Annotated in this window: 16 protein-coding genes; all 16 read right to left on the reverse strand. The window is 33.2% G+C overall.

What is annotated here, in order from left to right:
- Positions 1-66: 66 nt before the first annotated feature.
- Positions 67-891 (reverse strand): XdhC family protein, encoded by an 825-nt coding sequence (locus CURI_RS14495; protein ID WP_014968998.1) that lies wholly within the window; start codon positions 889-891, stop codon positions 67-69.
- Positions 892-903: 12 nt separating this feature from the next.
- On the reverse strand, positions 904-1,713 hold the full coding sequence (yqeB, locus tag CURI_RS14500; protein WP_014968999.1) for a selenium-dependent molybdenum cofactor biosynthesis protein YqeB: 810 nt from the start codon (positions 1,711-1,713) through the stop codon (positions 904-906).
- Positions 1,714-1,717: 4 nt separating this feature from the next.
- Positions 1,718-2,296 carry a molybdenum cofactor cytidylyltransferase gene (gene mocA / locus CURI_RS14505; RefSeq protein WP_014969000.1) on the reverse strand — a complete coding sequence of 193 codons (579 nt, stop codon included), beginning with the start codon at positions 2,294-2,296 and terminating at the stop codon, positions 1,718-1,720.
- A 1-nt stretch (position 2,297) separates the two neighbouring features.
- Positions 2,298-3,029 (reverse strand): selenium cofactor biosynthesis protein YqeC, encoded by a 732-nt coding sequence (yqeC, locus tag CURI_RS14510; protein ID WP_014969001.1) that lies wholly within the window; start codon positions 3,027-3,029, stop codon positions 2,298-2,300.
- 10 nt (positions 3,030-3,039) lie between these two features.
- Positions 3,040-4,059, reverse strand: a complete 1,020-nt coding sequence (locus CURI_RS14515) for a molybdopterin-binding protein (protein ID WP_014969002.1) — start codon at positions 4,057-4,059, stop codon at positions 3,040-3,042.
- A gap of 332 nt (positions 4,060-4,391) precedes the next feature.
- On the reverse strand, positions 4,392-6,206 hold the full coding sequence (locus CURI_RS14520) for an adenine deaminase (RefSeq protein ID WP_014969003.1): 1,815 nt from the start codon (positions 6,204-6,206) through the stop codon (positions 4,392-4,394).
- Positions 6,207-6,228: 22 nt separating this feature from the next.
- The gene (locus CURI_RS14525; RefSeq protein ID WP_014969004.1) at positions 6,229-6,513 is read right to left on the reverse strand and encodes a EutN/CcmL family microcompartment protein; all 285 of its coding nucleotides are present in this window, start codon (positions 6,511-6,513) and stop codon (positions 6,229-6,231) included.
- A 29-nt stretch (positions 6,514-6,542) separates the two neighbouring features.
- Positions 6,543-7,376, reverse strand: a complete 834-nt coding sequence (locus CURI_RS14530; protein WP_014969005.1) for a flavoprotein — start codon at positions 7,374-7,376, stop codon at positions 6,543-6,545.
- Between the two features lie 60 nt (positions 7,377-7,436).
- Positions 7,437-7,712 (reverse strand): BMC domain-containing protein, encoded by a 276-nt coding sequence (locus tag CURI_RS14535; protein WP_014969006.1) that lies wholly within the window; start codon positions 7,710-7,712, stop codon positions 7,437-7,439.
- 27 nt (positions 7,713-7,739) lie between these two features.
- On the reverse strand, positions 7,740-8,156 hold the full coding sequence (locus CURI_RS14540; protein WP_014969007.1) for a BMC domain-containing protein: 417 nt from the start codon (positions 8,154-8,156) through the stop codon (positions 7,740-7,742).
- 106 nt (positions 8,157-8,262) lie between these two features.
- A complete protein-coding gene (locus CURI_RS14545; protein WP_014969008.1) occupies positions 8,263-8,859 on the reverse strand; it encodes a hypothetical protein in 597 nt (198 codons plus the stop codon).
- Between the two features lie 27 nt (positions 8,860-8,886).
- A complete protein-coding gene (locus CURI_RS14550) occupies positions 8,887-9,165 on the reverse strand; it encodes a BMC domain-containing protein (protein WP_014969009.1) in 279 nt (92 codons plus the stop codon).
- Positions 9,166-9,179: 14 nt separating this feature from the next.
- Entirely contained in the window at positions 9,180-10,553 is a 1,374-nt protein-coding gene (locus tag CURI_RS14555; protein WP_014969010.1) for a UbiD family decarboxylase, read from the reverse strand.
- 19 nt (positions 10,554-10,572) lie between these two features.
- Complete coding sequence (locus tag CURI_RS14560; RefSeq protein WP_014969011.1) at positions 10,573-11,127, reverse strand: UbiX family flavin prenyltransferase; 555 nt, start codon at positions 11,125-11,127, stop codon at positions 10,573-10,575.
- 166 nt (positions 11,128-11,293) lie between these two features.
- A complete protein-coding gene (locus tag CURI_RS14565) occupies positions 11,294-11,917 on the reverse strand; it encodes a cysteine hydrolase family protein (protein WP_014969012.1) in 624 nt (207 codons plus the stop codon).
- Between the two features lie 103 nt (positions 11,918-12,020).
- The gene (locus tag CURI_RS14570) at positions 12,021-13,688 is read right to left on the reverse strand and encodes a dihydroorotase (RefSeq protein WP_014969013.1); all 1,668 of its coding nucleotides are present in this window, start codon (positions 13,686-13,688) and stop codon (positions 12,021-12,023) included.
- Positions 13,689-14,105 lie beyond the last annotated feature (417 nt).

Raw genomic sequence — 14,105 nt, forward strand, 5'->3', positions numbered from 1 at the left:
CTTTCTCCCTTCAGAATAAATTAGTTTTAAATAAACATATTAACTATAGAATATTATATTTTTATCTTAATTAAAAGTACTTTTATATTTAAATTTATTTTTTATATTTTTCATATGATCTATTTTTGCGTTATTTTTTACAACAAGTATCTCTCCAAAGATTCCAAATGCTATCTCTTTTAAAGAATCTCCTCCCATATTAAGTCCTATGGGCATATATACTTTTTCTAAACTTTCTTTAGATATGCCTTCTTTCATTAAGTTTTCCTTTATAGTTTTAATTTTTTTACTACTTCCTAACATACCTAAATATTTAGCACCTCTATCTATACAGCTCTTAACTACTATCTCATCTTGCTTATGCTCATGACCTGATGCGACTATATAACATTTCTCATCTATATTATATCTTTTTAAATTCTCCTCTATATCCCCGACATGTAGTTCATCAGCTTCAGGAAATCTATCTTTATTACAAAATTCTTCTCTACTATCAAATATTACGGTATAGAAATCTTGTGATTTAGCTATTTGATATAGTGTGAATCCTACGTGTCCTCCACCTACTATTAGTAATTTTTCTTTAGGATTAAATACTTTTATAAACAATCCTATTTCAACGTCTCCTATTTTGGCTACTTCCGAAACTTCTTGCTTATAACAAAATGTTTCGCTTATTCCCGACTTAAGGCACTCTAATGACTTATTAACTACCTCAAATTCCATCTTTCCTCCACCTACTGTTCCTATAGTGAAGCCGTCTTCAGTCACACACATACTTAATCCTACTCTTGCTGGTGTTACCCCCTTCACATTAGTAACCATCACTAGTGCGATTTTATTATTTTTTTTAATACTTTCGTATACTCTCTTTAAAACTATAGTGTCCATAATACTTACTCCTTATAAGCCTTTAATCTTTTTCATATAAAAGATACCTTCTAAGACACCTCCAGCTATTGATTTGGCTTTGTCAGTTATAGTAAAGCAATGATCTATTTCCGCTCTCGGGTCTATATCAGCTATTTTTAATCCTTCAAAGACATCTATTCCGTTACTTATTAGTCCTCTCAATACTCCGTCTATACTAGCTTTAAGTGGTACCCTATTTTCTCCTATATAAGCTAATATATCATCCTTCTTTACTATATCCCCTATTGATCTTATATTTCTTATTACTCCACTTGCTGGTGAATGCATAACTCTCTCTTTTCCAAATCCACCTATCATACCCGGTATTCCAGTATTTGGCTCTGCACTCCCCTTAGTTATAGCGGTTCCTAGATAATGTCCTCTCTTAGACTCTACTACTACATCTACTTCATCTGGAGCTATAAATCCTGGCCCTATTCCTATAGTTATAGGTGCCATGTCTCTATTCGTTCCTCTATTTTTCTTAGCTATTATTGCATCTACTAATATATCTGGCTTCAATTCTTTTATAATTTCTGCTTTTGAATCTACCATAACTGGTACATGTGCTTTTTCCCAAACGTCATACACATCTTGTAGATTATTTGCCTTTATACATTTGACTCCTTCTACCTCTCCTTCCCCGTCAAATATAGCTTTAGTAAATGCTACCGTTCTTCTTATGACTAGAGGGGTTTCAAGATCTAAATGTAGTACCTTAAATCCGCATCTATGAAGTCTATGTCCTATACCAGTTGCCAAATCTCCTGCACCACGTATAACTACTACATCATTAATCATATTGTCAAATCCCTTCTTTTAAGTTTTCATACTCTTCCCAGGTATCTATATCTATACCTGCTTTATAATTCTCTATATTTATAAATTTTACTTTATCTATAAATTTGTTTATTATTATCTTTCCACCTACATCTCCATCTATATTAAAAAATTCCTCTTTCAAGCTTGTGGGAAAAATTACTGGATTTCCTTTCTTCTCTCCGTAAATAGGAACTATAATTTTATCTTTCTCTTTTCTAAATTCAATTATAAGGTCATCTATGGTATTGGGATCTAAATATGGCTGGTCTCCTACTATAAACATTACCCCTTCAATATCATCATCGATATTCATTAGCCCAAGCTTTACAGACTCACTTTGACCGTTTACAGCATTTTCATTATATATAGACTTTATATTATATCTATCTGCTATTTCTTTTATTTCTTTTTTTCTATATATAATCATTATATCGTCTAACTTAGAAACCTTGCATGCTATTAAAACTTTCTCTATTATAGTACTCCCGTCTATCTCTAATAATAGCTTGTCTCTCTTCATTCTTCTAGAAAATCCTGAGGCCATTATTATACCAATAATCAAACTAATCACCCCTCATACTACCTATAATAACTTCATCTATATCAAATTTATTTTTTATTAATTTATCTTTTACTTCTAAAGCAGCCTGTACTCTTTCTTTTGACTCTGCCTTATTTAAAATTAAATATCTATCACTTTTTAGCGGTGTATTTTTAAACATTCCTTCACTAGCAACTATTATTTCATATATTATATCCGAAGTAATAGTATCTCCCAACTTACTATTTGTTAACTTAGTTATTATCTCTGGTCTATGAACGTTTTCTTTATATATCTTTTTACCTAAACAGTCCATACCAACCACACATATAGTCTTAGTTGTGTAGCCAGGTATTACTGGTTCATGCGATGCAGGAGCTTTTAAAGGCTTCATATTTGCTCCATCTGCTTCTACTATTATATAGTCAAATATATTTGAGCTATATATCTCATTTACCATTTCTTCATCTATACCTTTATATTTATTTTCCTTTATTATCTCTTTTAATAGTACTGTTACCCCACTTTTAGGTACATCGTTTAAGGTATTTCCTTCTTCTAGTATTATTAGTTTTTCATATTTATCTTCTTTAGGCTTTAGTATAGCTGTAGTAGTAGTTACTAAAACCTTTTTATTATGCTTAGATAGCTCATCTGCTAATCTAAACATAGTTGTTGTCTTACCTCCACCACCTATTATAGAAATAAGTTCTTTTTTATTTAGAGATATATTTATATTTTCAAATAAATTCATTTTAATACACCTACTTACCTAAAGGACATACTGGATAAGTGCACACTTCACATCCTAAACATAGTCCACCATGTCCAAGTTTAGTCATATCATTTTTAGTTATTCTCTCTCCTGCTAATATCCTAGGAAGAACTAAATCTAACACTGTTATTTTGTGATACATCCCACATGCTGGTACCCCTATTATAGGAAGATCACCCCTATATGCAACCATAAACATGGATCCAGGCAGCACAGGTGAACCATAAGATATTACTTCATCAGATGACTCTTTTATAGCTATTGGAGTTACATCGTCTGCGTCTACAGACATCCCTCCTGAAGTAAATATTAAGTTAGCACCTTCATTAATGAGTTCTTCTATACATCCTTTTATCATTTCGCTATCATCTTTAGAGTATCTTAAACCCACTACAGTACTTCCATAATATTTTGCTTTATTTTCTAACACAACTCCAAACTTGTCTTTTATTCTTCCCTCATAAACCTCAGTCCCAGTTACTACTATTCCAACTTTAAAGCTCTTTAATTTTTTTATATCTAATATATGTGTATTTACACTACATAACTCTTCCACTTGTTCTATAACCTTTTTATCTATACAAAGTGGTATTATTCTAGTTCCTGCTATAGCCTGATCTTTTTCCACTAATGTGTTGTTGTGAAGTGTGGCTAAAGTTACCATATCTATGCTATTTATTTTCTCTAAAGCATCTACATTTACTTTTAATAATCCCTTATATTCAGCTTTCAGAGTCACTTTACCTTCTGACGGTCCTTGTGTATATATTCCATTTCCTTTGATAGCATCTGCTATTCTTATAGCTGCATCTTCTTCATGAAGTTGATTTTCATCTAAATCTAGTGCTAATATATGATACTTACCAGCATCTTTTAGCAATTCTATATCTTCTTCCCTTATAAGGTGTCCCTTCTTAAATTTTGCACCTTTAAACTTCCCAGGTTCTATTTTAGTTAAATCATGAGCTAGAATCATGCCAAGTGATTCTTCAACTTTTACTTTTCTCATCTATTAGTCCCTCCCAAGCTCAAAAATTATATTTTATTCGAAGCTATTAAATTTTATCTAAAATAAACTTATATTTTACTACTCTTTTGATTAAAAGGTTGTTTAATTATTAGCATAACGATACTTATTCTTATCTTATACATGTTTAATGTGAAAACGCTATCATTATGTTAGTAGCATATTGTCAATTAGCTTTTACTTTATACTAAAATTATATAACTTTATCTTTATTAAAACAAACAATAATTAAAATAATAAAAAATAAAAGCTTCATGCTTAAGCAACATGAAGCTTTTCTATATTCTAGGGGTTTATGCTTTTTTTGAATTTAATTATTTTACAACTGGATCTAATATTTCAAAGTTATTTACGTCTATTAGACCTTTATCTGATATTTTGAACTTTGGACTTGTTGATAATGCTAAGAATGATACGTGCATAAATGGAGCATGTAATGTTCCACCTAATTGATCTTTTACTGTAGACTCTAAGTCTGCTATTTTAGCACTTACTTCTTGTCCTGTTAATTCGTCAGTGATAAGTCCTCCAACTGGTAATGCTAATTCATTTATAACTCTACCATTGTTAGATATAGCAACTCCACCACCCATTTCTATAACTCTGTTGATAGCTATAACCATATCTCTTAGGTTTGTACCTACAACTGTCATATTGTGAGTATCATGTGCTATTGATTGAGCAAATGCACCTTGTTTAAGTCCTATTCCTTTAACCATACACTTACCGATGTTTCCGTTACGTCCGTATCTTTCTAAACAAGTAAGGTATAATACGTCTTGGTTTACATCTGCTTCTACTACACCTCTATTAACTCTAACTTGTGCTTCTCCACCGTCTGTTAAGTTTTGATCTGGTATAGCTTGAATGTATCTAACTGTAGCAGTATTTCCATCTGCATGTATTTCTAAGTCAGCTTCTGTTACTGGCTTCATTCTTACTGAATTTTTAACTGAATCTGGGTAAGTGTATTTTGGCATTTCTATTAACATCTGTCCTTGAGACGCTACTAGTTGTCCTTTTATAAATACAGCTTCTACAGTCATTTCATTTAAGTCGCTGATAACAGCTATATCAGCTACTGTTCCTGGTAATAGAGCTCCTCTATCAGTGAATCCCCAATAAGTCGCAGGGTTTATAGTAGCCATTTGAATTGCTTCAATTGGATCTACACCTTCTCTTATAGTTCTTCTTATAATATCATTCATGTGACCTGATTTTTCTAAGTCTTCAGCAACCATATCATCTGAAACTAATATTAATCTTCTTGAGTCTAGTCCTTCTTCAGTTACGGCTCTTATACATTCAGCCATATTTCTTTGAGTAGAACCTTCTCTCATAAATACATAAACACCTTGTCTTAACTTTTCAACACACTCTTCTTTAGTTGTTGTTTCGTGACAAGAACACTTTCCACCACAAGCTATTACATGTGACGCTAAGTCTGCACCAAATAATTCTGGAGCATTACCATCAACTGGCTTTCCTAAGCTCTTAGCATATATAGTTGAAGTTAAAAGGTCTGTTATTATTTCTGGTGTATGCTTATACACGTGTTTAGTTAATGAATATCCTTGAAGCTCTCCTATACCATTTATGTTTGGATAGTTTAGAAGGTCTTCCATGTCTTTAGAGTTTACGTCAACACCTGCTGTTTCAAGTTTTGGTGCATCAGGAGTTAATGCTGGAACTTGTAATCTTACATAGTTTGGAACTACGCTACACTCGTCTGCCATAGCCTTCATAGCTACTGATCCTAGTGCATTTCCAATCTCATGTGGGTCAGCTATTAAAGTAGTTGTTCCTGATGGTATTGATAATCTTGAGAATTCAGTTATAGTTAACATACTACTTTCAAAGTGCATATGTGAATCCATGAATCCTGGTGATAAATATTTACCTCTTACATCTACTACTACTGTATCTGGTCCTATTAATGATTGGCAATCTCCAACTAATGCTATATAGTCTCCTTTTATAGCTATATCAGCTGTATAAACTTCTCTAGTGATTACGTTTATAACATTACCGTTATATAAAACAACGTCAGCAAATCTGTCGTCTGCCATTAAAACGTCTATTAATTCTCTATATTCCATTGCTTGTTTAATATTTTCTGGTTTTAACAAGCTATTCGCCTCCCTCCGATATTTAACTGTCTAATACGTCTTTATAGACATCCATATTGTCTACTATCCCTATGATAGCCGCGTCTATAGCTGCATCCGGTTTTCCAGCTGCATTTCTAGATGCAGTTCCTTCAGCGTATAGTACTACTTCCCCTATACCTGCTCCCACAGTGTCTACCATTATTATTGGTTCTCCTGCTGGTTTATAGTCTATGTCTAAAGGTTGTGTTATCATAAGCTTTGAGCCTATAAGACTATCATCTTTTCTAGTTGCAACTAAAGTACCTACTACTCTACCAATATTCAAGGTAATCTCCCCTCTCTTACATTGTTAATCTATTTTCTTATAATTGTTATACCTTGTTTTTTTGCTGTATCAAGAGCTTGAGGAGTAATAATTGTTTTTATAGGTACAATTATTTCGTTATTGTTATTCACTGCACTTAATAAGTCTTTTTCAGTCATTATCTTAGGTAAACCTTGACTCTGAGCTGAGCTTTGTAAGTTTTGTGAATCTTCTATTTTCATACTAACATTTTTAAACTTGTTTATTAATTCTACGCTATAATCGCTTTTATCTAATTTTATTACACCTATCTTTTGTAACTTCTCTACATAATCTTTCATGATTTCAGCAAGCATTGGATTTTTTGATTCAACCCCTCCATATGTCAAGACGTTATCAAAATCCATTAAAACTGTTTTGCCATTCCATAAAGATCTCCATAATAGTGTAGATATGAAGTTATCTTGAATACCTAATACTAATTTGCTAGCAATATCTTGTGTAGCCATAGGTACCATTATACCATCTACACTTTCTATTACTTGATTAAATATTAGCTGATCTTCTTCGTTATATATCTTGTTCGGTTTAAGAGCTTTTTTTACTTCATTCATGCCTTCTTCTCCTAAAACGTGCGCACCGCTAAAGGAAAAAGCTACGTCAAAAGTAAATCCATATTTTCTAGCTCTACTAACTTCTCTTAAAACTTCCGTTAAACCAATATTAGTACCTGTAAATACAACTAATATATGATGATCAGAGTAATCTAATCGTTCTTCTATTTTACTAGAAATATTAATCATATTATCATTTGTTACAGGTACTCTATTGACTCTTCCAACTAATTTTCTTATTATGTCATTTGTTAGATTATATTTATCCATTTTGACACCTCATAGGGCACAGCTAAATATTAAATGCTGTTATTATATATTATCTAGTTATTACTCGTTCTTTAAAAGAACTCTTTCAACTTCTGAGTGTGGTCTTGGTATTACGTGCACTGATACTAATTCTCCAACTGATCTTGCTGCTTCAGCACCTGCATCTGTAGCTGCTTTAACTGCTCCAACGTCTCCTCTTACCATAACTGTTACTAATCCAAATCCTATTTTTTCATATCCTATTAATGTAACGTTAGCTGCTTTTACCATAGCATCTGCTGCTTCAACTGCACCTGTTAAACCTTTAGTTTCTACCATTCCTAATGCTTGACTCATGTTTATTCCTCCTCAACTCGAATAGAATTATTTTTTATTACTTGCTGATTTTTCTTCTTTTTTAACTTCTTTTTCCGGTTCTTTTTCTTCTTCTTTTTTAGGTTCTTCAACCTTTTTAGCCGCATTTTCTTTAGCTTCTTGCTTAGCTTTTAAGTTTTTTTCAAACTCTTGAAGTAACTTATCAACTTCTTCGTGTGGTCTAGGTATTACATGGCTTGCTACTACTTCACCAACTCTTTCAGCTGCTGCAACCCCTGCATCTACTGCCGCTCTTACTGCTGCTACTTCACCAGCTATCTGAATTGTAACACTTATTTTTTTATTTACACCAATTACTTTATCAAAGCCAGCTAATCTAACATCTGCTGCCTTACTTGCAGCATCTAAAGCAGTTACTGCTGACGTTAGTCCTATTGCTTCTATTAATCCTAAAGCTGCTCTCATAAATTACACCTCCTTAGGTTCTACTAAAATAAGGAGCCCTTTTTTCCTATAGAATCTAATGTTACCTTAGGAATATAAGCTTCTAAATTACTTAAAACATTAGATTTCACATAACTATTGTTAGGTTTTTCTTCTTTTTTATCATTGCTACTAACTTTTTTACTTTACCAGCTAGGTCTCCTAATGAAGTTATGCTACTTTGTTGTTGATTATAAGAAGTTTTGACTTCTTTTTTCTCAGACTTACTTCCACCTGATGCTAGGTCTCCTAAGCTTACTTTTTGCATTATATTTCTACTGTCTCTTTCTACACTAGATTTACCAACAGAAATATTGCTTAATGTATTTAGGGTGCTCAGTGTTGTATTGTTCGTATTATTGTTATAGTTCGTATTGCCTTGATAACTATTATTACTAGATGATTCTTTTACTACACCTTTTTTAGATGCTAAAGAATCTAAGGTCTGCATAGCTCCAGCTCTGTTACTAACTTTTGTTGTTCTTCCATAAGAATTTTTATCATATGAACCTACACCTGATTTTGTAACATTACCTTTGCTGTTTAATAAACTTGATAATAGTCTCTCTTCATCTTTTCCCAAATTAGTAGTGCCTAAAGATACCGCATTATTTGGTCTTGAAGCAACCTTACCACTTTTTTGTGCAATATTATTCATAACCACTCTTGCTAATGGGTTAGCCATTTTTTTCACCACCATTTAGCTATATTTTTAACCTACAATTATATCTAACATTTTATCTACTTCTTCATGAGGTCTAGCTATAACATTTGTTGCTATAATCTCGCCTAATTGAGCTGCTGTTTCTCTAGCATTCTCAACTGCTGCATTAACTGCTGCTACCTCACCTGATACTATTACAGCTATAAGTGCTGATCCTACAACGTCTAAATCCACGATATTAACATCAGCCGATTTAACCATAGTATCTGCTGCTTGTATAGCAGCTACTAAACCTTTAGTTTCAACTAAACCTATGGCTCTTCTCATAGTTTATACCACCTTTACTTATTTTTGATACCTGGCAAATATTTTTCTATATCTAATTCACCTTCAAAACCAGGGATTATTGCCATTTCAAATAAGTGTGCATATTCTCCTAGAGGTTTTGTAGCATCTATACCCATTTTATCCGTAACTCCACGTGCAACATGAGATGATTCTAGCCCTGAACCTAAAGCTCCCGGAACTATAACTACGTCTTGTGAAGCTTGAACTCTAGAAGATAGTGCAAGTTCTACACTACTTGAATCATATATATTTATATCTTCATCTACTATTACAACATGTTTTATATCATAAGAACTTCCAAGTGCAGCTAGTATTGCTGTTTTAGCATCTCCAGCTTTACGTTTTTTTATAGATATTATAGCATGTAATCTACATCCAGCTCCAACAGTAATGTTAACATCTTGAACATCTATTGTTGCATTTTTAATTGCTGCATATAATTCCGCTTCTCTAATTAGACCATTCGCAAGATGCTCTTCTCTACAAGGGAATGCATGTTGGAATATTGCATTATTTCTATGCATTATACATTTAACTTCCATAACTGGGTTTGGAGCTACTTCTCCATAATATCCCATAAGTTCTCCAAAAGGTCCTTCTATAACACGTTTATTAGGAACTAGTACACCTTCTAGAACCATCTCAGCATAAGCTGGTACTTCTAAATCAACTGTGTGACACTTCACTAATTCTAGTGGCTCTCCTCTTAGAGCACTATCAACTTCATGTTTGTCTAATCCATATCTTCTAGAACCTATTTGAGATGCTAATAGATATGTGGCATCATATCCTAATACAACTGCACATTCTAATGGTTTATTTATCTTTTCAAACTCAGCAAATTGTTCTAAAAGTGCCGGAGAGTGACCTGATACTAAAGCACTTATGCTATTTCCACCATTAATTTGGAATCTACGTACTGCCATATGAGTATATCCTGTTTCAGGATCTCTTACTATAAACATTCCCGCTGTAATAAACGCTCCAGAATCCTTCTCATGTGAAGTAGGAACTGGGAACATCCTAGGTATATCTATATTTCCTGTAACTATATTTTCTTTTATAGGTCCGTTATTCACCATTTTTGCAGGTTGCGGATTAGCTATAGCGTCCATAAATCTGAACAATCTATTTTCGCTTGTAACATCATTCATTAATTTATAGTAAAGTTCACGATTACCGTATAACCCACCTAATACAGGCATATCATATCCTTTTGGTTTGTTAAACATTATAGGTTTTCTGTTGCTAAAGTATCTTAACACAGCTCCTAATTCAAACTTAGGATCTACTTGAGTATTACAATACTCTATTTCTCCTAGTTGTTCTAATTTATTAATTGTTGCTCTTAACATTTGTGTTTCCAATCTGTTCCCTCCTTTCGTACTATTCGCCCCATCTTGTTATAAGATTATGCTCTATTCCTATCTGATCAAGTATTCTAGCTACTATACCACTAACTATGTCTCCTATAGTTTCCGGATGACTATAGAATCCCGGTGAAGGTGGAAGTACAGTCACACCTGCTCTAGACAGCTTAAGCATATTCTCAAGATGTATTTGGCTTAACGGAGTCTCTCTCGGTACTACAACTAATTTCCTATTTTCTTTAATTATAACATCCGCGGCTCTAGTCAATAAATTATCTGATAATCCATTAGCAACAGCAGATACAGTCTTCATTGAGCAAGGAACTATAACCATTGCATCCGTTTTAAATGAACCGCTAGCTATAGGTGCTGCTAAGTCTTTATTTTCATGAAAGTGTGTAGCTAGTCCTTTAAGTTCTTCTAGTTTAATACCACATTCGTGTTCTACTACATATTCTCCTAATGTAGATACAACTAAATGAGTTTCTATATTTAATTCTTGTAATATTTTTAAAAGGGCTACTCCGTATATAGCTCCACTACCTCCAGAAATTCCTACAACTACTCTCATACTGTTTCCTCACTTTCTGATTTTAACCCGTTGCTTTTATAGAACACCTATTATTAAAAAAGTCGTCTTGAAAAAAGACGGCACTATATTTGGTCAGTATTTATTATGACCACTTCCTCATATGAGGAAGTAGTCATATTTTATTTCTTTATTAAATAAGTTCTAATTAACCTTGAACTTTGTTTTGTTGGTCTCCAGCTCCAGCCCATGGATCGTTTCCAGCATCTATAGCTGAAGTAAATTCGTCTATGTCTATAACTTTTGTGAATATACTTAAGTCTACTAATCCATTTTGGTGTTGTGCTTCGTCTTTAGAGTGAACTCCGTCTCTTAAAGTTATAACTCTGTAAGCTAATGCTAAAGCGTCAGCTGCAGTTGATCTAACACAAACGTTAGTCCAAACTCCTGTTACAACTACTGTATCTAAGTTTTCTTCTCTTAGGTATAAGTCTAAGTCAGTGTGCCAGAATGAACTGTGTCTTCTTTTAGGAATAGCGTACTCTTCTCCTTCTGGGTATAATTCTTTTATGAAGTCTGATCCCCAAGTTCCTTTTATAGCGTGAACTGGTCTAACTCTGAAGTCAGCGTCATTTTTTCTGTGCGCTTCTTGGATGTGGATTAATTGAACATCATCTTTACCTGCAGCGTTTCTTTCTCTTACCCATTTGAATAATTTTTGTAGGTTTGGAACTATTTCTTCTCCACCTGGACATCTTAATGGAGCTTTTTCTCCTATAAAGTCATTTAACATATCGATTACAACGATACCATATCTGTGTTGATTACTCATTTATATCTCCTCCTCGAATTTTATCAAAATTTATTTTATATAAAATAATTATGGCGTACAGCGTATCTACTATACGCCATAGTTATTTATTAACTATCTTAAATTACTTATTGAACTCTGGTAGAGATTCTCTCTCTCTTCTGTTCACTCCTGTTGGAGTTGTAGTACCATAAGTTATTGTTTTTGGTAATACTTGAATGCTTTGTCTCTTAACGTACTTACCAAATCCTGGTTTAACCATGATTCCTTTGATTCTTCTTACATCTTCATTTATTTTTTCTGGATGTAGTTTTCTGTAACTTCTATCGTACTCAGCAGCTGCTAATTCTGGGAATTGCTCGAATATATCAGCAAATTTCTCTTCAGTACCTTCTGGGAAGTTATGAACTGTTTTTTCTAATTCTGCATCAGTTAATGTTGGTAATACACCTTCTTGAGTATCATCGAATACTACTGTTCCACGAACTATAGTTTTTAGTACTCTACCTTTTAATTCCATACCGTCAAGTGGAGTGTATCCACACATTGAAGCTTGGTTTCCTTTCGCATCAATTGTCCATTTTTTCTCAAGGTCAACTATAGCAAAGTCAGCATCTGATCCTATTTCCATAGCACCTTTTTTAGGATATAGTCCGTAGTGTTTAGCAGCGTTAGTTGATAATACTTCCACAGTTCTGCTAAGTGATAATCTACCCTTGTTTAATCCTTCTGATATGATTATCGGAGCCATAGTTTCTACTCCTGGAATTCCTGGGAATGCTGTCCAGATGTTCATTCCTTCTTTATTTTTTTCTGATTCTATTTCATATGGAGCATGGTCTGTAGCCATGAAGTCTATGCTTCCGTTTCTTAACCCTTCCCATTGCTCTTCGTTATCTGCAGAAGTTCTTATTGGAGGAGCTATTTTAGCTTGTGAACCATGTTTAGTCATAGCTTCTTGATAGTTAAGTGTTAAGTAGTGAGGACAAGATTCTGAAGTTGCGTTTATTCCTCTCTTCTTAGCTTCTCCTATTAATTTAGCACCGATTCCAGTACTCATGTGAACTATGTGAAGTCTTGCTCCTGTAGCTTCAGCGAAGCTTATTCCTAATTCTATAGCAACTTTTTCAGCTAATTCGTTTCTAGCTTCTGACCAAGCTGGTCCGTCCATTCTTCCTTCTTCTTGGAACTTCTTAACATAGAAGTCACATATAGCGAAGTTCTCAGCGTGGATTCCTATTGGAAGTCCTGTTTTAGCAACTTCTTTGAAGCACTCAAGCATCTCTGGATCAGTAACTCTTGGATAAGTTGGTACTGATGGAGTCATGTAAACTTTAAATGCAACTACTCCGAAGTCAGCTTGTTCTTTAACGTTGTGCATCCAACCTTCTCTAACGTCTTCTCCTGTTACTCCTCCCCATAGACCGTAGTCTACTATTGTTTGTGCGTTAGCTATATCTATTTTAAGTTCTAATTGTTTAACTGTTCTTGTTGATGGAACTGTACAACATGGCATATCTATTATTGTAGATACTCCACCTCTTGCTGCAGCCGATGTTCCTGTTACCCAGTTTTCTCTATGTCCAAATCCATGATACATTATATGAGTATGTGAATCTATAAATCCTGGGAAAGTTAAATGTCCTTCAGCATCGATAGTTTCTTTTGCTTCTATTCCGTGAATAGTACTTACAAAACCTGCTATTTTTTCGTCTTTAACTAAGATATTAGTTAATACAGTATTGTCTCCTTGAGGGATCTTAGCGTTTTTAATGATTACATCATAACTCATTTTTAAACTCCTCCTAATTTTTAAATTATTTTTTTGATATCTACTATTTTATCATGATATCGTTTTCAGTCAAATTACCTCTGAATAAGTATAATGTTATATTATACAAATATCTTATAGTAACTTTGTCCTAACAGGAAAATATCAAGACAAAATTATTACCAAAATTATATGAAGCATTAATGTCAAATTGAAGCCTTTTTAAGTATCACGTGATATATAATATAATTCTATATAGATTTATTTTCACCTTCTATTAAAAAGCTTTAATTTAAAACTTTCTTTAATATTAAGAAGGTAATTTCACGATATATTTATTACTTTTGATGTTAATATAACTATATCACAAAAAAGGATTTTTTACATTTGTTATTTTTATATAATTTAAAACTGTTTTTAACTCTTTTTTAGGAAGTT

The organism is Gottschalkia acidurici 9a (genome assembly GCF_000299355.1).
GTDB classification, from domain to species: domain Bacteria; phylum Bacillota; class Clostridia; order Tissierellales; family Gottschalkiaceae; genus Gottschalkia; species Gottschalkia acidurici.

Excerpts from the sequence above, each read along its gene's own strand:
- CURI_RS14495 (WP_014968998.1), bottom strand. The coding sequence starts at position 891 with ATGGACACTATAGTTTTAAAGAGAGTATACGAAAGTATTAAAAAAAAT.
- CURI_RS14515 (WP_014969002.1), bottom strand. The coding sequence starts at position 4,059 with ATGAGAAAAGTAAAAGTTGAAGAATCACTTGGCATGATTCTAGCTCAT.
- CURI_RS14550 (WP_014969009.1), bottom strand. The coding sequence starts at position 9,165 with ATGAGAAGAGCCATAGGTTTAGTTGAAACTAAAGGTTTAGTAGCTGCT.
- CURI_RS14540 (WP_014969007.1), bottom strand. The coding sequence starts at position 8,156 with ATGAGAGCAGCTTTAGGATTAATAGAAGCAATAGGACTAACGTCAGCA.
- CURI_RS14565 (WP_014969012.1), bottom strand. The coding sequence starts at position 11,917 with ATGAGTAATCAACACAGATATGGTATCGTTGTAATCGATATGTTAAAT.
- yqeC (WP_014969001.1), bottom strand. The coding sequence starts at position 3,029 with ATGAATTTATTTGAAAATATAAATATATCTCTAAATAAAAAAGAACTT.
- CURI_RS14560 (WP_014969011.1), bottom strand. The coding sequence starts at position 11,127 with ATGAGAGTAGTTGTAGGAATTTCTGGAGGTAGTGGAGCTATATACGGA.
- yqeB (WP_014968999.1), bottom strand. The coding sequence starts at position 1,713 with ATGATTAATGATGTAGTAGTTATACGTGGTGCAGGAGATTTGGCAACT.
- CURI_RS14530 (WP_014969005.1), bottom strand. The coding sequence starts at position 7,376 with ATGGATAAATATAATCTAACAAATGACATAATAAGAAAATTAGTTGGA.
- CURI_RS14545 (WP_014969008.1), bottom strand. The coding sequence starts at position 8,859 with ATGGCTAACCCATTAGCAAGAGTGGTTATGAATAATATTGCACAAAAA.
- CURI_RS14535 (WP_014969006.1), bottom strand. The coding sequence starts at position 7,712 with ATGAGTCAAGCATTAGGAATGGTAGAAACTAAAGGTTTAACAGGTGCA.
- CURI_RS14570 (WP_014969013.1), bottom strand. The coding sequence starts at position 13,688 with ATGAGTTATGATGTAATCATTAAAAACGCTAAGATCCCTCAAGGAGAC.